This is a genomic window from Polaribacter sp. SA4-10 (assembly GCF_002163835.1).
Taxonomy (GTDB): Bacteria; Bacteroidota; Bacteroidia; order Flavobacteriales; family Flavobacteriaceae; genus Polaribacter.
In genome coordinates this window covers 1,564,223-1,581,484 of record NZ_CP019331.1, presented here as the reverse complement: position 1 = coordinate 1,581,484, position 17,262 = coordinate 1,564,223, and the positions used below count along the sequence as shown (strand labels likewise).

The following is a 17,262-nucleotide window of genomic DNA, read 5'->3' as shown; positions in this document are numbered from 1 at the left end:
TAACATTAAATAGTTTAAGAAAGTTTAACTTAGTTGTTTAAAACCAAACACAATGACTAAAAAAGCTTTACTACTTTTCGCAGTTTTGTTCAGTGCTACTTTTTTAATTGCGCAAAACACCTTAATAAGAATGCCATCTATAAGTCCCGATGCTTCTAAAATGGCTTTCAGTTATCATGGTGATATTTGGGTTCTTAATTTGGCAACAAATCAAACAAATAGGTTAACAATTCATCAAGGGTATGAAAGCAATCCTATTTGGAATTCTAAAAGTAATCAGTTAGTATTTACGTCTAATAGAAGAGGTAGTGCCAATATTTTTAAGACTGATTTAAATGGAGGTGTTCCAATGCAATTAACATATCACCCATCTATAGATACACCAAGTGATTGGGATTCTAATGGAAAGATCATTTTTTCTAGCAATAGAATTTTTAAGGGAACAGAGCGCGAACCTTCAATCTACGGGATTGATGAAAATGGCGAAACTCCTAATCGGTTTATGACGGCTTTAGGAAGTCAAGCTGCAGTTTCGCCAAACGGAAATTTTGTAGCTTTTGTGAAAGGAACTTGTAGAATTTCTAGAGAAGATTATAACGGTCCTGCACAAAGAGATATTTGGATTTACAACTTAAAATCAAAAGAATATCATCAAATAACAACGAGTAAAAAGAACGATCATACACCTCTTTGGGACGCAGATAATACCTTATATTATGTAAGTTCAGAAAGTGGTCGATATAATATTTATAAGACTTCATTAAATGCTGATGGAACAAAAAGCGGTGCTGAAAACCAATTGACAAATTTAAATGTTAGTGGTGTCTCTTCGTTTACGGTTAGTAATAATGGAACAATTATTTACAATAGCGGGGTTGATGTTTTTAAACTTCAAAATAGTGTTTCTAAAAAGCTAAATTTAAATTTATCAACGGACAATAGATTTGAGTTAGAAGAAACAAAAACAGTAGCTGATGCTATTAGTAATTTAAGTGTTTCTCCAGACGGAAAACTGATAGCACTAAGTATCAATGGTGAAATTTTTGTCAAAGAAAATAATAAGGATAAAACGAAAACAAATAATGTTAGTAATCATCCTTTTAGAGATGACAATCCGTTTTGGATTGATGATAATACGCTAGGTTTTTTATCAGATAGAAATGGACAAAATGAATTTTTTAAAGTAGAATCTACTGATGAAAAGGTACAATTAAACAGAAGTTTAAAAACGAAAGTTACGCAATTAACAAAAAGTAAAACAGATGTTTTTGAGCCTTTATTATCTCCGGATAGAATGAAAATATCTTACAGAGTTGGTAGAGGAGAATTAGTTATTGCGGACTTAAAAGACAGTAAAATAGTAAAACCGAAAAGCTATTCAGATTCTTGGGCAGCTGCAAATGATGTTTCTTGGAGTCCAGATAGTAAATACATTGCTTATTCTCAACAAGATTTAGATTTCGACAGCGAAATTTATATTCAATCGATAGAAAACCCTTCTAATAAAATGAATGTTTCTATGCACCCAAGGTCAGATTCTTCTCCGGTTTGGAGTCCTGATGGAAAAAAACTTTCATTTGTTTCCAATAGAGCAGGAGATAGAGGTGGTGTTAATTTTGATACTTGGATGGTTTGGTTGCAGAAATCAGATTGGGAAAAGACCAAAGCAGACTTTAAAGAGGGCGATTATTATCAACCCAAAAAAGAAGAAAAATCTAAGGATAAAAAAGCAGAAGAAAAAGCAGAAGAAAAAGTAGTTGTAAGTATAGATGAAGATAAAATTTATGACCGATTAGTGCAATTAACCAGTTGGGCAGGTAACGAAGGTGGAACATTATTTAGTGCAGATAGTAAAAGTGTTTATGTCTCAGCTACAAACCCAGCAACGAATAAAAATGGGTATTATAAAGTTGAAATAACTGGTGGAACTCCAAAAGAAGTGAAAGATGTTTCTGATGTTGGTAGTTACAGTTTAAATAAAGGAACTTTATATTATGCATCAAAAGGAAAATTAAAATCACTAATTTTAAAAAGCGATAAAGTTACATCATTTTCACATTCAGCAACCTACACAACAGATTTTCAAAAACTAAACGAGCAAATCTTTGAAGAAGGGGTGAGAGCAATAACTGCGGGTTTTTATGATCCTAAATATCATGGTTATAACTGGGACAAGATTGTAAAAAGATATCGACCTTGGGTTTTAGCAGCGTCCACAAAACAAGATTATTCTTTTATGTTTAATAATATGTTGGGGCAATTAAATGCAAGTCATATGGGGTTTCGAGGAAGCACTCTAGAAGATACGTATAGTGATAAAGTTGGTTTATTAGGATTGGATGTTTCTAATGTGAATAATGGCGTTAGAATTAATTTTATCTTACCAAATTCAGCATCCACAAAAACAAATGTTTCTTTAAATATTGGCGATGTGATTACCGCTGTAAATGGAAAAAAGATTGAGAAAACTACCAATTTTTATAGCCTTTTAAAGAATACTTCTGGAAACGAAATTTTGTTGACTTTAGCGAGTAAAAAAGAAGTTGTTGTTAGAACAGATTCCACAGAAACCATTAGAAGTTTACTGTATGAAGAATGGGTGAATTCTCGTAAAAAGTTAGTCGAAGAATATTCAAATGGACAATTAGGATATATTCATATTCAAGGAATGAATTTACCAAGTTTTGAGCGTTTTGAACGCGAGTTAAAAGCGAGTGGTTACGGTAAAAAAGGAATTGTTATTGATGTTAGAAATAATGGTGGTGGTTGGACTACTGATCGCTTAATGGCGGTGTTAACGTATCAACAGCATGCCTATACGGTTCCAAGAGGAGCAACAGATAATCTTCAGAAAAATAATGAAAAATATAAAGGAAATTACCCATTTAACGAGAGAGCAATTTTATCTGTAAACACAAAACCTTTAGTGGCTATAGCCAATGAGAGTAGCTATTCAAATGCAGAAATTTTTGCACACGCTTTTAAGAGTTTAAAATTAGGAAAGTTAGTTGGACAGCCCACTTTTGGAGCTGTAATTTCTACAGGAGGACATCGTTTACAAGATGGTTATATAAGAATGCCATTTAGAGCTTGGTATGTAAAAGAATCTGGAATGAATATGGAACATGGTCCTGCAGTGCCAGATTATTTAGTAACCAATAAACCAGGTTGGAAAGCGAGAGGAGAAGATGATCAGCTTAAAAAAGCTGTGCACGTTTTACTACAAGATATTAAATAGAGTAATCTAGAATTAAAAAAAGGCGAAACTTACTAAGTTTCGCCTTTTTTATGATTTGTAAGTGTCTTTAATTTACACTTATTAATTTCACATCAAAAGCTAAGACTTCACAACCAGGAATAGAACTACTTCCATATACTCCATAACCTAATTGATAAGGAATTAATAAAACTCCATCTCCACCTTCTTTAAATAACTGAATACCTTCTGTCCAACCTTTAATTACCTGATTCAAACCAAATGCAACTCCATTAGAACTACTTTCGTCAAAGACAGTTCCATCTAAAAAATATCCTTTATAGGCAACAGTTACATTATTCATATTTGTTGGTCTAGTTCCCGTACCTTCATTATTAATAATATAGTACAATCCAGAATCAGTTTTAGTAGCACTTAAATTATTGTCTTCAATATATTTTAAAATATCAATTTCATTTTGAGCGGCATAATCACCTTCTGTTAGTTTTATATTTAAGACTAACACAGCTCCTCCTGGAATAGAATTATATCCATTTGCTCCATAAGCTAAATCAGATGGAATTAATAAAATACCATCTCCACCTTCTTTAAAGAGTTGAAGACCTTCTTTTAAGCCATTTATTACTTCAGTCAATTCAAGTATTGCACCAGATTCACTTTGTTCAAAAATAGTTCCATCTAAAAAATATCCTTCATAGGTAATATTTACAACAGAGTTCTCAGTTGGTCTCGTTCCCGTACCTTCATTATTAATAACATAATATAATCCGGAATCGGTTTTTGTTGCAGTTAAATTGTTGTCTTCAATATATTGTAAGATATCGGCTTCTGTTTGCGGTGTAAAACTTGGTTCATTTTCAATAGAACACGAAACAAAAAGTAATAGTGTAAAAATTAATGTTATGTAAGATTTCATTTTATGTTTTTTAAAATTATTGGCGAATATACTTTTATAATTTTAATAAACCTTTTCTCCATTTACATAAGTAGAAATTACTTTTGTTTTTGGAATCTCATTTCCATTAACTTGCATAATATCTTGATTTAGAATTATAAAATCTGCAAATTTACCAACTTCAATACTCCCTTTTTCTTCTTCTTCAAAATTAGAAAATGCAGCCCAGATTGTCATTCCTTTTAAGGTTTCTTCTCTACTTAAAGCATTTTCCATTTGAAATCCGTTTTCTGGATAATTATTGATGTCTTTTCTGATGGTAGCAGCATAAAATGTTAAAAATGGATTTACTTGTTCTACAGGAAAATCTGTTCCTAAAGCAATTTTTCCATATTTATTTAATAACTCTTTAAAAGCATAAGCTCCTTTCATTCTGTCTTTTCCAATTCGATCTTCTGCCCAATACATATCTGAAGTTGCATGAGTTGGTTGAACAGAAGGTAAAATATTATCAAAATTTTGAAAATCTTTAGAGGATATAATTTGAGCATGTTCAATACGCCAACGTCTATTTGTTTTGTCTTTTAAAACATTTTGATAGGTTTTTAACATCCAAGTATTAGCAGAATCTCCAATAGCATGAGTGTTCATTTGAAATTCTGATGCAGCAATCTGTTTGGCAATTTCTTCATATCTTTCTGGAGCATAAATTAAAGCTCCAAAATGATTCTCTCTATCTGAGTAAGGTTCACGCATTGCAGCTCCTCTTGATCCTAAAGCCCCATCACCATACACTTTAAAAGAACGCACATTTAATCGGTCCGTTTTTGTAATTCCTTTGTTTATATAGTAATTAATTTGCGCTTGATCATCAGCAGAAACCATTGCGTAAATACGCATTTTTAAATCGTTTGATTTCTGTAAATCATCAATTAATTCTATTGTGTTTCTATCTAAACCAGCATCATCAACTGTTGTTAAGCCATAAGAAAACGAAATTTTCTGTGCAGCTAATAAACCTTTAATTGCGTCTTGATTTGAAGTTTCAGGAAATTTAATAAAATCCATGGCTGAATCAATTAAAATACCTGTCATTTTTCCGTTTTTGATGATTATTTCTCCTCCAGAAACTTTGGTGTCTTTTGTAATTCCTGATACATCAATGGCTGCTTGATTTACCAATAGAGCATGACCATCAACTCTGCCAACAGCAACAGGAATTGTAGGGAATAATTTGTCTAATTTCTCTTTTGTTGGGAACTCTTTTACTTCCCAATCGTTTTGATCCCAGCCACGTCCTGAAATAAAAGTAAGGTTTTTTTCTTTTTGAAAAGCGATAATTTTATCTAGCACTTCATCATAACTTTTTGTGCCTTCTAACGATACTTTTTGTTGCTGTAATCCCATTCTATAAAAATGACAATGTGCATCAATTAAACCAGGAACAATTGTTTGTTCTTTTGCATCAATTGTGTTTTTTGATTTATAATTAGCTTGTATTTCTTTAGAAGTGCCAACTGCAATAAATTTTCCGTCTTTGATTGCAAACGCTTCTGTATTCTCAAAGTTATCATTAACAGTATAGGTGTTGGAATTGATAACAATTAAGTCTGCTTTTTCTTTTTTACAAGAAATAAAGAAAGTTGAAAATAAAACAACTAATAGTACGTTTTTCATATGCTTATATAGATTAAATATGATAAATACATCAATAAAAATTGAAGTGGAATTCTGATAATAGCTAGTTTTTTAGAACCAATTACTGGTTGCTTTTTTGTGACATCTAAAATGTGAATTGGTAAAAATAGAGTCATTAAAATAAAAATGCCTACTGCTGCATTTTTTGCTGTTTGATTAAAAAAGATACTAATTCCTAAGACGAACTCAATAAAACCGAAGACATAGTTTGTAGCTAATTTTGGTAAGAAATGTGGAATAAATCCATTGAAAAATTTTGGTTTTTTAAAATGCATAAATCCTGCATAAGTAAAAAATACGCCAAAAATAATTCTAAGAATTAGGATTAAAATATCCACTAGATTAAGGTTTTATAGGAGAATTACTATATAAATATTTATCCATCAAATAAATAATACTTGTCATAGATGCACTTCCTAACTCTAGTTCACGTTTATTTACTTTATCAAACGTATCTGTACTTGTGTGATGATAATCAAAATAACGTTGAGAATCTGGTCTGTAACCAACAAGGGTTACGTTTTCTCCTTTTAACGGGCTAATATCTGCGCCACTTCCACCTTTATCAATATCATGTAAGCCATAAGGAGATAATAGTTTTTTCCAGCTTTGTAAAAGAGTTGTATTTACTGCGTTTGCATCAATAGAAAAACCTCTTGGAGTATGGCCTCCAGCATCAGATTCTAAACCTCCAATATGGTTTTCTTTATTTAATTTTGCTAATTCTGCATATTTTTTTGCACCTCTTGTTCCGTTTTCCTCATTCATAAAAAAGATAACTCGCAATGTGTTTTTTGGTTTGATGTTATTCTTTTTAAATAAATAAGCAACTTCTAAAGATTGTACAATTCCAGTTCCATCATCATGAGCACCTTCAGCCAAATCCCAAGAATCTAAATGTCCGCCAACAACCATAATATTTTCTGGAGTTTCAGTACCTTTTATTTCTCCAACAACATTAAATGAAGGAGCGTCTGGTAAGGTTTTACAACTTTGCTTGAAGTAAAATTTTAGCGTTGGGTTTTTCTTTAAGTCGGCACTTAAAATATTTGCAGCTCTAGAACTAATTGCAGCAGTTGGAATGTGTTTTTCTTTTGGTAAATCTCCATAAAACATGGTTCCTGTATGAGGATAGTCATCAACTCTATTTGTCATTGAACGCACAATAACTCCTTTTGCGCCAAATTCTCCACAAACTGCAGCTCCTTGTACTCTTTGGTCTACACAACCACCGTAAGCTTTAAAGGTATTTATTAATGTATTGTCAAATGAGCGATTAAAAAATACAATTTTTCCTTTCATTTTGTTTCCTAGAGACTTTGCTTCTTCTAAACTTTTTACTTCTAAAACTTCAGCTAAGAGGCCTTCTTTTGGAGTTGCAACAGAAAAGCCTAATGCACAAATTGGTACATTTTTTTCTATTCCATTTGTGGTATATCTAGCTGTTTCTTTTTCTCCACGAACCCAATGTGGCACCATAACTGGTTGTAACCAAACAGAATCTAAACCCACTTCTTTCATTAATTTTTCTCCCCAAATAACAGCTTTTGCTGCTTCTGGAGAACCAGATAAACGTCCGCCAATATTTGAAGTTAAATCCCTTAACCATTCGTAAGATTTTCCTTCAGTTAAAACACTATTAAAGAATTGTTTAATATTTGTTGAGTCAATTTTTTCTTCTGATGAGAATTGAGTAGCATCAATTAGATTTATTTGTTTTTTATTACAAGAAATAATTGATATGAAAATTGAAAGTAAGAGTATTATTTTTTTCATTTTGTAGTTGAATTAGATTTTATAAATCTACAAAAATGAAATTAGAAATTTGTTAAGTAATTATAATTGGTTTTTTGTTTTTTCTGCTTCTAAAATTACGAGCTTATATTTTTTCTTATTAGCAGAAGTCATCGTTTTTGTTTCTAAAATAATTTCTTGCAAAATTTCTTTTGCCTCCATCTTTTTATTTCTTCTAATTAGAAATTTTGACAAAGCCAACCTTTCATTATAATTAGAGTATCTTTTATCTGTTTTTCTTAACTGAATTTCTGCTTCTTCAAAATCACCTTTTTCTTCTAGTGCTAAACCATAATAATTAAGGGTTTCTTCAAAATCTTTAGCGATATTTATTTTTCTTGAATTTTCAATAACTTTTTCGAAATTTTCAACTTCAAAATAGCACTTTATTAATTTATTTAAGGTGTAAGGATCTTCTTTAAAATTACTTTCTAATGCGCTCTCGTAGTTTAAAATGGCCTTGTTATACTCTTTGTTTTCTAAATATGCATCAGCAAGATTAATTTTATTTTGGAAAGTATTTGAGAACTCTAATGCATGTTCTAAATTCTTTATTTTTTTAGTAGGATTTATTATTGTGGTAATTTCCTCGGTTATTGTAGCAACATCATTTTTATTAATTACTTGTGTAAAAACATAAATTAACCCACCAATTAAAGGGATAAAAAAGATGATAAAATACCAATAGTAATCGTTTTTGTTTTTATAAACATGATAAAAACAAAAAACCTGAAGTGCAATAATTAAGTAATAATACATGTAGTAAATATAATAAAAGTGAATTTTCAATTATGTAAAAAATATCAAAAATCAAACTTATAAGTAATTCCTCCTAAAACTTGAAAACCTTGAACTGTAAAATTAGCAAAACGTTGGTAATCATTATTTAAAATGTTATTCAATTTTAAGAAAGCAGCTAATTTGTCGTTAAAATTATAGCCTCCATTTAGGTTTACATCAATATAAGAGTTAATCGTTTCTATACCTTTGAAACTTGAAGGAAATTGGGCATTATATACGCCATCTTTTCTTTCACTAACATAAAAAATATTGGTTGTTGCATACCATTTCTCCTTTTTATATTTTCCGAAAAAAGAAGCTTCTAATGCTGGTAAATTCCATTTTTCTAAAGCATTTGTTGTGGTGTAATCATTATAATTAAAATTAGTTCCAAAAGTGATGCTTTTTGTGAATTCATATTCTAATTCTGCAAATAAGGAATTGGTTTTTACATCATCATAATAAACACTAAATGAATTTCCATATTCATACCCTTTTAAAGGAATACTATTTGCATTGGATGTTGTTCCGTCAGATTTTGAATTATTTCGCAGAAATAACGGTTTGTCTTCTTCGCTTTTAGCACTTACTTTTAAATTATAACTAATGTCGTTTGTTATTTTACCATTAAAACCGATGAAGAAATTCGATTTTTCATCTGTTTGAGTAATAAATAAGGTTGGTGAAACATAGGGGTTTTCTTCAGTAAAACTCTTATAAGTATTTGTGTGTAAATCTCCAGAAAATCCGCCATAAATATTTAAGTATTTTTTCACAATAGGCTGCTGTGCAATTATATTTGGGAATACAAAAAAGTTTGTTGCATCATTTTCTGAGTCTAGCGAAACAAAGATTTTAGCCCCTGCTTTTAGCGTGAAATCTTTATAAGCTAATTTATATTCTGGATGTACTTTGGCTGTAATAATTGAATATTTTACAGGGTTTTCATCCTTATAACTATTCTTAAATTCTCCTTTTAAAAATTCTACCCCCGTTTTAATGGCAATATTATTTAAATTGTTTTTTATAAAACTTAAAGGGAAGTCTAGTCTTGTATCAAAATTGGCAAGTATTTCTGTGCTTTTATAAGCATCAGTATAATATGAAATAGATAATTTACTAGAATCGATATAGGAATCTATAAAATTGAACTCGCCATTTAATTCAAAATAATTATAAGTTTGCTCTTCATTGATAGCGTTTATGGTTGTTTTATTAAAAGCAGTTTCTGGTAACCCATACCAGTTGTATTTATTTCTTTCTGAATTTAAACTTACCTTCCAATCAAAATAACGGTCTTCTTGTTTGTAAAAAACACTTGCATTAAAGTTTGAATAGTTACTATTTAAAGTAGTATTTTTTATATTATCTAAAGAAGAAAAGTATTTCGCAGAAAATCCAAATTCATTTTCAAAACGTGTACTATGTTGTAAGTAGGTTTCAAAGAAAGGTGTTGTATAATTCCCAAAGCCAGCAGCAATATAATTGTTATATATACGCTCTTTTATACCAACGTCAATTCCTTTTACTGAACCACTTTTTGGTATAAAAGTAGAAGCCACGGGAGCGGCGTAAATTGTATATTCTAGTTTTTTCTTTTCACTTTTTTTAAGAAGTTTTATTGTAGGATTTTTTTTAATTTTTTTTGCATCTGCAATTTCAGGATTGTATTTTGTAACAACAATTACAACCTCGGTTTTTACAGTGTCTTTAGCTTTTTCTACATTCTTTTTTTGAGCATTTGTAGATAAATATGCTAATAGAATTAAAAATATGGTGAAGCCTTTTTTCATTAATTTTTAGTTTCTTTTTGGATTACTTCTGCTTTTTTAGGTATTACAGAATTATTTGTTTTGGCTTCGTTTTCTTTGATTTCATCAAGTTCTGTTTGTGCATCTTTAATTATATCTTCAAATTGATTAAAATTTTTGATAACGTTTTCCAATACAAAAGTAGCTTGATAAACATCTTTTAAACCGTAATAATTTTTACCCATTATTACATAACTTTTCACTGCCCAATATTTGTAAGCAGAGTAATTAGCTATTAATTTCTGAACTATTTTATTAGATTTTAAATATTCTTTTTGCTGATTTTTAAAGAATGCGTTAAAGTATAAAGACTCTGCCTTTAATTCTCCAGTTGCATTTCTTTCTATTTCAATATAAAATTCTTCAGCAGTAATTAAATCATCAGTTTTAAAAGAAGCACGTGCAATAGTAGTTTTTGCATCATATTCTAAACTACTTTCTAATTTGTCTTTTTGCACTATTTTTTTAGCATATGCGATAGCAAAATCATAAGCTTCAGTTTCATAATATCCTTTCATTAAATTACTTTGAGCAAAGAGCACATTTTCTTTAGAATAAGCTTCTTGCTCTAGTCTGTCTAATAAAGGAAGTGCATTATCAAACTCGTTTTTTTGTAAATAAATTTGAGATAATTTACTAAGAGATTCTTCGCTAAAATCATTTTGTTCTTTTTCTAAAACAACTTTATAATGATCAATTGCTCTCTTGAATTCTTTTACTTTAAATAAGGTTTCAGCTAAATAAAAATTGGCTTTCAGTTTATGAATTCCATCAGGAAAACTTCTTGTATAATTAAATAAGCGACTAACAATAACATCAGTATCTTTAGATTCAAAATATTTTTTTTCTGCAACAGCAAAAGTGGTGTTGTCTAAGTCGGAATTGGTAACATTAATAAATTTTAATGTGCTCATCCAACTAACATACTCATCTAAATCACCTTTGTCAATATAAATTTTTCTTGCATTTGCAACTGCTTCAAAAGCATCTGTAGAATTTGGAAATTGACTTGTAGTTTGTTTGTATTTTTCTAACGCTTTTTCATTTTGATTATCATTATAATACAATAAACCTTGGCGTACTAAAGCTTTAGGTAGAAAGATGCTTTTTGGGTGTTTTTCTAATAACCTATCATAAGCAAGGTGTGCATTTTTATGATCTTTAATAGCTGTGTATGTATTTGCTAATTGATACAATGCATCATCTTTTAATAAAGAAATTGGATAATCGTTTACAACAGATTTTAATGCTTCAATTTTTAAATCATTGTTCTCTAAAAATCCATAGCTAATTCCTATTTGATATTGTGCATAATCAGATTCAGCTCCAAGTTCATTAACTACTTTTTTGTAAGGCTCTATGGCTTTTCTATAATTTCTTGTTGCAAAATAGCTATCACCTAAACGAATTAGAGCATCATTTTTAATAGCATTTTCGATATCGCTTTTATTTAGAAAATCATTAAAAGCTAAAGTAGCTTTATTGTATTCTTTAAGTTTAAAATGAGTGTACCCAATAGTATAATCAATTAAAGAGAATACCTTTTCAGAATCGTTTTCTTGAAACTTTTTTAAGGTGATAAACTTCGTTAATGCCTCTTTATAGTTTTGTAATCTGTAAGTCGTTTCAGCTTCCCAATAGTGTGCTTTTTTATTTATTTCTGAATTTTCAGACCTCTTACTGTCTGTAAAAAAAGAAAGCGCTTCTGTTAATTTTCTCTCATTAAATAATTGAATTCCTCTATATAAAGAAACTTCTAAAGCCAAAGCGATGTTTTCTTTAGACTTTCTTTTCCTCAAAAAAGTTAACGCACCTTCATAATCTTGTTGGTGAATAAAGGAGGAAACAACCAATTCATTAATTTCTTCATAAGCTTTAGACTTAGGGTAGGTTTTTAAATAATCTTGTAAAACATCAGCAACACTTTTAAAAGGGTTTCCTTCTTCATAACTTAATTTAGCGTAATTTAAAGCAGCATCTTCTTTAATTTCTTTATTAAAATTCATTTCGCTAGCAGACTTAAAAGCATTTAATGCTTCCGCTTTTTGTTCTAAATTAAGGTAACATTCACCGAGATGATAGTACGCAGTTTGAGCAACATTATTATTTTCATCAATAATTTTATTGAAATTTCTTACTGCATTTTCAAAATCATTTTGCATATAATATGCATACCCTAATTGATAATAATCTGTATTATTCCACTTTCCTTTTTCACCTTTATAGGCATTTAAGTACGGCGTTGCTTCTGCGTATTTTTTTAAGTTAAAATAACTCTCACCAATAATTTTAGAAATTTCAGAGACCTCTTTTTTTCTACTTGTTTTAAGTAATTCTATACCAACTTTTAAACAACGATTAAATTTACCAGATTTAAAACTAATGTCTAATAAATAATATGAAATTTCTGCTTTATAAGATTCATTATCTGCAATTTCCTTTAAAGTAGATTCTGCAATTCCATAATCCTCTAATCTATAAGCAATGTAACCATAGTAATACCTAGCATCATTACCATATTTTGCATCGTTTATTAAAGGTAAAAACTTAGTTTTTGCTAAAGTCAAGTTTTTAGTTACTAAAAAACCATATCCCATTTTAAAATTGAGTTCTTTTTTACTTTCTTCAGAAAGAAGATCTATAGCTACTTTTTGAAACCATTTTAATGCATAAGCCGCTTTTTTGTTTGCAAAATAATAGTTAGCAACATTAAAATATGCTTTGTTTTTTTTATTACTGTTTGGGTTTTCTTCAACAAAAGCTACTACTTTTTTGTCTGCGCCTGTTTGTTTTAATTTAATAGCACACATTGCATCATAATATGCTGCGTCAGATCTTAAATGAGAACCATCTAAAGATTTATCTTTAACTGCTATAAATGTTTTTTGTGCTGCGAAGTACGCTTTATTATTGTATAGCTTTAAAGCATTATTATACCCTGTTAAAGTGCCAGCATCTATAATAGTTTGTTGACAAAAACTAGATGCTGTTGTTAAGGAAATAAAAATTGATAAAAAATGTTTTAAAAAAAAACCAAACTTCATGCTTTTATTTTTTGATACTCAAAATTAATAACGAATAATATTAAATTTTGTTTGATGGGGGAGGTAAAAAATGTTAATATATTTATATCAAAAGTAAGAATTGTTTTCAATTCATAGTGAAAAATGAATAGAAACTTCTAAGTTTGTAGAAACTACTATTTTATGAGTGAATCAGTCTTAAAATTAGAGAATGCAGATATTTACCAAAGAGATAACTTGGTCTTGTCTAAAGTGAATTTAGATATACAGAAAGGAGATTTTTATTATTTAATTGGTAAAACGGGTAGCGGAAAAAGTAGCTTAATGAAAACTTTGTATGGAGATTTAAGTTTACAAAGAGGAACAGGAGCTATTGTAGGTTTTGATTTAAAGAAATTAAAAGAGAAGGAAATTCCGTTTTTAAGAAGAAAAATAGGAATTGTATTTCAAGATTTTAAATTATTAAGTGATAATACTGTTTTTGGAAATTTAGAGTTTGTTTTAAAAGCTACAGGTTGGAAAGATAAAGAGAAGATAAAGGAAAAAATTAATGAGGTTTTAGATAAAGTTGGAATGAAATCTCAATATTACAAAAAAACATTTGAACTTTCTGGTGGAGAACAACAAAGAGTTGCCATTGCTAGAGCTTTATTAAATGATCCAGAATTAATCTTAGCAGATGAGCCAACTGGTAATTTAGACCCAAAAACTTCCTTAGAAGTTATTGAGTTATTAAATGATATTCATAAAAGCGGAAAGACTATTTTAATGGCAACTCATGATTATCAGTTAATTGTTAAGTTTAAACAAAGAACCATTAAATGTGAAGGTGGTAAGTTATTTGAAGTAGAACAAAAAGCTACTGTATAATGTTAACGGTGTTAATTCCTACATATAATTATAATTCCTTAAATTTAGTAAAAGAACTGCATGAGCAATTGATTAAATCAAATATTTCTTTTGAAATTATTTGTATTGATGACGGCTCAAAATCAAAACTTAATAAATATAATCAAGAAATAAATTTTTTAACTTGTTCCAGTTTTATTGAATTAAAAGAAAACATTGGAAGAAGTGCAATTAGAAATTTACTTTCAAAAAAAGCAAAATATAAGTGGTTGTTGTTTTTAGATAGTGATGTTTTTCCAACGTCAACAAACTTTATTAGTAACTATGTTAAAGAAATGGAGATTGGTAATGATCCTATTTATTTAGGTGGTATTGCTTATGAAAATGATATTACTTGTAGTTTACTTAGATGCAAAATGGGTAAAAAGAATGAAGAAAAACCAGTTTTTATAAGAAAAAAAAAACCCTATAAATATTTTTTTACTGCTAACTTTTTAATTAAAAAAATAATTTTTGACACTATTAATTTTAATGAAAGTTTACTTAAATATGGATATGAAGATCTGCTCTTTTCTAAAGAATTAAAAAAGAATAGAATTGATATAAAACATTTAGATAATGCTGTTTATCATTTGGGAATTGATGAAAATAAAGATTTTTTAAACAAAACAAAAGCGGCATTAGAAAATCTGACTTATTTAATTATGTGTAATCACATTTTAAAAAAAGATACTCAGATTTCTAAAATGTTTTATAAGCTTGAAACTTACAAGATTGTTAGTTTTTTAGCAATTTTTCACAGTATATTTGAGAGAATAGCAGATAAAAAATCTTCATTATTTTTTTACAACCTTTTTAGACTTACTTATTTACATAAAATCCTTAAAAATAGTAAGTAGTTTTTCTTCTTGATTCTCCCAAATCAATTCTTTTTTTGCTTTTTTTAATTCATTAGAAAAATCTTTTTCTAACAACTTTTCAATTTGTTGAGCAAGTTCTGTTGGTTTCCTGTTTTTAATAATTTCACCAACTTTATAATTTATTGAAATTCGTTTCATTTCTGGTAAATTAGAAACCAAAATAGGTACTTCTGCCTGAATGTAATCAAATATTTTGTTAGGTAGTGCAAATCTATAGTTTAGACCTAAATCTTCTTCAATACTTAATCCTAAATTAGCTAAGGGAGTTAGTTTGTTTAATTCTTTTGGAGAAATTTTTCCTAAAAAATGAATTTTATTATTTAAGTTTTTGTTACCTACCTTTTTAACTAAAGTTTCATAAATATCACCATTACCAATAACTACTAAAATACAGTTATCAAGAAGCTTCATGGTGTCAATGATTAACTCTAAACCCCTACCTATATTAACTGCACCTTGATATATAATAATCTTTTTTCCTGCTGTTTTAAATGGAAAAACACCGAATTCTAATTCCTTTTTATTGGGTAAATTAAGAATAGTTTTAAATTTAGAATTATATTTTTTATCATAAAACTCTGCAATACTATTACAAACAGTATACGTGTTTTTAAGTTTTGGAAGTATCCAAGCTTCTAAAGTAGACCAACATTTTTTTATAAAAGGCTTATGAACTAACTCTGGAATTTCTGGAAACAACTCATGACTATCATATACTATGTTTTTTCTTTGAAGAATACTAACGAGGTAGTTTGGAAGCAAAGTATCTAAATCATTAGAAAGTAGTGTATCCTTTTTAGAAAAAAGTAAAACAAAAAATAAGCGAAAATTAAATTCAGCATAAAATAAAAAACCTTTATTAAATATTAATTTAATTCTTTTTGTGCTATAACTTCTATTTAAGGGAGTACTATTTTTAAGTTTTCTACCAATAAGAACAATTTTATAACCTTCTTTTTGTAATGTAGAACAAACTTTATCTACACGTTGGTCTGTAGATAAATCATTAGTTACAGAAACTATAATTTTCATTAATTAATCTTGTTTTTCTGCAATATAATCACAAAACTCCATTCTTAAATTATTAAAATTAAAAAACCTCCAAACTTGGAGGTTTTTTAATTTGTGGAGACGCCGAGAATCGAACTCGGGTCCAAACAAGCAGCCAAAAAGCTTTCTACATACTTAGTTCTTTCTTAATTTTCGACTAAAAGTTGGTGAAGAACAACCTGATTTTAGCTTATCTTCTTTAGTTTCAAAAACTTGCCAAAGCTTCAAGTTTTCTATATTTACTTTTACGATGCTTACAAGTTCATTGTCCTTGTTGTCAAAACCTGTCGTTCCCAAAATGTCAAAGAGATCTATAAAAAAAATAATAATTACGAATCTTTACTATAGGATTTTATCTTAATTTATTGAAATTATAAATATAAGCTACTGTTAAAGTGTTGATTAGGGATTTTATTGATTTTGATTCACCTCGGTATAATTTCCTATTGATTCGTAATAACGGGGGGTGCTTATTCTGCAAGTATCCTGCAAATGAAAAAACCAGTACTTTCCAAATCATTGGAAAGTACTGGTTTTGTTGGTGACCATGGCTGGATTCAAACCAGCAACCTCTTGAGCCGTAATCAAGTGCGCTATTCAGTTGCGCCACATGGCCGTTAAGCGGGTGCAAATATAATAGCATTTTTTTAAACTAAGAAATCTAAATCATTTTTTTATGAATTAATTTCTTCTTTAAAAGAATCTATAATAGGTTGTGCTTTTTCTATATCGTTATTCAAGACAAATAATTCAACTGAATTAGGAGGAACCCCAAAACCACCTAGTCTTGCAGACTCTACCCTGTCTGATAATCTAGAAGAAACACCTGCTTCATTTAATAACGAATGCAGTCTTTTTACAATAATTGTGGTTTCTGTAAATACTTTGGTATAATTATCTATCATAATTTTATTTTTTAATTAAATGAGTTTTTAGTTACAAAAGCTCTCCATCCGATAATTGCTAATTGAAATTTTGAAGCTTTAGAAATATCTAATCTTTTTTTTGTAAAAGAAGGAAAAATAAACTTAATTGATTTTGTAAGAATTTTAAAAACTTGTTTTTTCATTATTGTTTGATTGTATACCAAATTTAATAAAAATAATCAATTCATTCATTTTTGAAGGAATTTTAATTAGAAGACTAAAGTAAAAAGAATTTCTGAAATATTTTTAATCGTTTTTAGGGCAACAATAATCATAGTAATAGTTATTTAATGGTTCGT

General features: G+C 28.9%; 13 protein-coding genes, 1 tRNA gene and 1 other RNA gene. 3 read left to right on the top strand and 12 right to left on the bottom strand.

The features are described from left to right. Positions 1 to 52 precede the first annotated feature (52 nt). Complete coding sequence (locus BTO04_RS06900) at positions 53 to 3,238, top strand: S41 family peptidase (protein WP_087563802.1); 3,186 nt, start codon at positions 53 to 55, stop codon at positions 3,236 to 3,238. 67 nt (positions 3,239 to 3,305) lie between these two features. Here BTO04_RS06900 and BTO04_RS06895 read toward each other — a convergent pair whose 3' ends face one another. Genes BTO04_RS06895 through BTO04_RS06865 form a run of 7 tightly spaced genes read right to left on the bottom strand, consistent with a single transcriptional unit; the run spans position 3,306 to position 13,239 of the window. Then, positions 3,306 to 4,133 carry an FKBP-type peptidyl-prolyl cis-trans isomerase gene (locus tag BTO04_RS06895; protein WP_087563801.1) on the bottom strand — a complete coding sequence of 276 codons (828 nt, stop codon included), beginning with the start codon at positions 4,131 to 4,133 and terminating at the stop codon, positions 3,306 to 3,308. Positions 4,134 to 4,175: 42 nt separating this feature from the next. After that, a complete protein-coding gene (locus tag BTO04_RS06890) occupies positions 4,176 to 5,789 on the bottom strand; it encodes an amidohydrolase (protein ID WP_087563800.1) in 1,614 nt (537 codons plus the stop codon). Beyond that, positions 5,786 to 6,148: a MauE/DoxX family redox-associated membrane protein gene (locus BTO04_RS06885; protein ID WP_087563799.1), complete on the bottom strand. Its 363-nt coding sequence runs from the start codon at positions 6,146 to 6,148 to the stop codon at positions 5,786 to 5,788. The genes BTO04_RS06890 and BTO04_RS06885 overlap by 4 nt, the downstream gene beginning before the upstream one ends. A gap of 4 nt (positions 6,149 to 6,152) precedes the next feature. After that, positions 6,153 to 7,586: a M20/M25/M40 family metallo-hydrolase gene (locus tag BTO04_RS06880; protein WP_087563798.1), complete on the bottom strand. Its 1,434-nt coding sequence runs from the start codon at positions 7,584 to 7,586 to the stop codon at positions 6,153 to 6,155. Between the two features lie 60 nt (positions 7,587 to 7,646). Continuing rightward, positions 7,647 to 8,363, bottom strand: coding sequence for a hypothetical protein (locus tag BTO04_RS06875; protein WP_087563797.1), 717 nt, complete (start codon positions 8,361 to 8,363; stop codon positions 7,647 to 7,649). 44 nt (positions 8,364 to 8,407) lie between these two features. Continuing rightward, positions 8,408 to 10,177: a TonB-dependent receptor gene (locus BTO04_RS06870; protein WP_087563796.1), complete on the bottom strand. Its 1,770-nt coding sequence runs from the start codon at positions 10,175 to 10,177 to the stop codon at positions 8,408 to 8,410. Further along, positions 10,177 to 13,239 (bottom strand): tetratricopeptide repeat protein, encoded by a 3,063-nt coding sequence (locus BTO04_RS06865; protein WP_087563795.1) that lies wholly within the window; start codon positions 13,237 to 13,239, stop codon positions 10,177 to 10,179. The genes BTO04_RS06870 and BTO04_RS06865 overlap by 1 nt, the downstream gene beginning before the upstream one ends. Positions 13,240 to 13,401: 162 nt before the next feature. Here BTO04_RS06865 and BTO04_RS06860 point away from each other — a divergent pair, with 162 nt between their 5' ends. Both BTO04_RS06860 and BTO04_RS06855 read left to right on the top strand, forming a co-directional pair. Then, positions 13,402 to 14,088 carry a cell division ATP-binding protein FtsE gene (locus BTO04_RS06860; protein WP_087563794.1) on the top strand — a complete coding sequence of 229 codons (687 nt, stop codon included), beginning with the start codon at positions 13,402 to 13,404 and terminating at the stop codon, positions 14,086 to 14,088. Beyond that, complete coding sequence (locus BTO04_RS06855; RefSeq protein ID WP_087563793.1) at positions 14,088 to 14,966, top strand: glycosyltransferase family 2 protein; 879 nt, start codon at positions 14,088 to 14,090, stop codon at positions 14,964 to 14,966. Before BTO04_RS06860 ends, BTO04_RS06855 begins: the two co-directional genes overlap by 1 nt. Here BTO04_RS06855 and BTO04_RS06850 read toward each other — a convergent pair. The 5 genes from BTO04_RS06850 to BTO04_RS06830 all read right to left on the bottom strand — a co-directional run bounded on the left by BTO04_RS06850 (position 14,937) and on the right by BTO04_RS06830 (position 17,106). Beyond that, on the bottom strand, positions 14,937 to 16,019 hold the full coding sequence (locus BTO04_RS06850; RefSeq protein ID WP_087563792.1) for a glycosyltransferase: 1,083 nt from the start codon (positions 16,017 to 16,019) through the stop codon (positions 14,937 to 14,939). The genes BTO04_RS06855 and BTO04_RS06850 overlap by 30 nt on opposite strands. Before the next feature lie 91 nt (positions 16,020 to 16,110). Further along, positions 16,111 to 16,332, bottom strand: a transfer-messenger RNA (tmRNA) gene (gene ssrA / locus BTO04_RS06845). Between the two features lie 244 nt (positions 16,333 to 16,576). Further along, positions 16,577 to 16,653: transfer RNA gene (locus BTO04_RS06840), tRNA-Arg, on the bottom strand. A gap of 58 nt (positions 16,654 to 16,711) precedes the next feature. Continuing rightward, on the bottom strand, positions 16,712 to 16,942 hold the full coding sequence (locus tag BTO04_RS06835; RefSeq protein ID WP_087563791.1) for a DUF2007 domain-containing protein: 231 nt from the start codon (positions 16,940 to 16,942) through the stop codon (positions 16,712 to 16,714). An 11-nt stretch (positions 16,943 to 16,953) separates the two neighbouring features. After that, positions 16,954 to 17,106, bottom strand: coding sequence for an SsrA-binding protein (locus BTO04_RS06830; RefSeq protein ID WP_087563790.1), 153 nt, complete (start codon positions 17,104 to 17,106; stop codon positions 16,954 to 16,956). Positions 17,107 to 17,262 lie beyond the last annotated feature (156 nt).

What these genes read in the sequence shown, in the direction of transcription:
- BTO04_RS06900 (WP_087563802.1), top strand. Translation starts at nt 53, where the DNA reads ATGACTAAAAAAGCTTTACTACTTTTCGCAGTTTTGTTCAGTGCTACT.
- BTO04_RS06895 (WP_087563801.1), bottom strand. Translation starts at nt 4,133, where the DNA reads ATGAAATCTTACATAACATTAATTTTTACACTATTACTTTTTGTTTCG.
- BTO04_RS06890 (WP_087563800.1), bottom strand. Translation starts at nt 5,789, where the DNA reads ATGAAAAACGTACTATTAGTTGTTTTATTTTCAACTTTCTTTATTTCT.
- BTO04_RS06880 (WP_087563798.1), bottom strand. Translation starts at nt 7,586, where the DNA reads ATGAAAAAAATAATACTCTTACTTTCAATTTTCATATCAATTATTTCT.
- BTO04_RS06875 (WP_087563797.1), bottom strand. Translation starts at nt 8,363, where the DNA reads ATGTATTATTACTTAATTATTGCACTTCAGGTTTTTTGTTTTTATCAT.
- BTO04_RS06870 (WP_087563796.1), bottom strand. Translation starts at nt 10,177, where the DNA reads ATGAAAAAAGGCTTCACCATATTTTTAATTCTATTAGCATATTTATCT.
- BTO04_RS06865 (WP_087563795.1), bottom strand. Translation starts at nt 13,239, where the DNA reads ATGAAGTTTGGTTTTTTTTTAAAACATTTTTTATCAATTTTTATTTCC.
- BTO04_RS06860 (WP_087563794.1), top strand. Translation starts at nt 13,402, where the DNA reads ATGAGTGAATCAGTCTTAAAATTAGAGAATGCAGATATTTACCAAAGA.
- BTO04_RS06855 (WP_087563793.1), top strand. Translation starts at nt 14,088, where the DNA reads ATGTTAACGGTGTTAATTCCTACATATAATTATAATTCCTTAAATTTA.
- BTO04_RS06850 (WP_087563792.1), bottom strand. Translation starts at nt 16,019, where the DNA reads ATGAAAATTATAGTTTCTGTAACTAATGATTTATCTACAGACCAACGT.
- BTO04_RS06835 (WP_087563791.1), bottom strand. Translation starts at nt 16,942, where the DNA reads ATGATAGATAATTATACCAAAGTATTTACAGAAACCACAATTATTGTA.
- BTO04_RS06830 (WP_087563790.1), bottom strand. Translation starts at nt 17,106, where the DNA reads ATGAAAAAACAAGTTTTTAAAATTCTTACAAAATCAATTAAGTTTATT.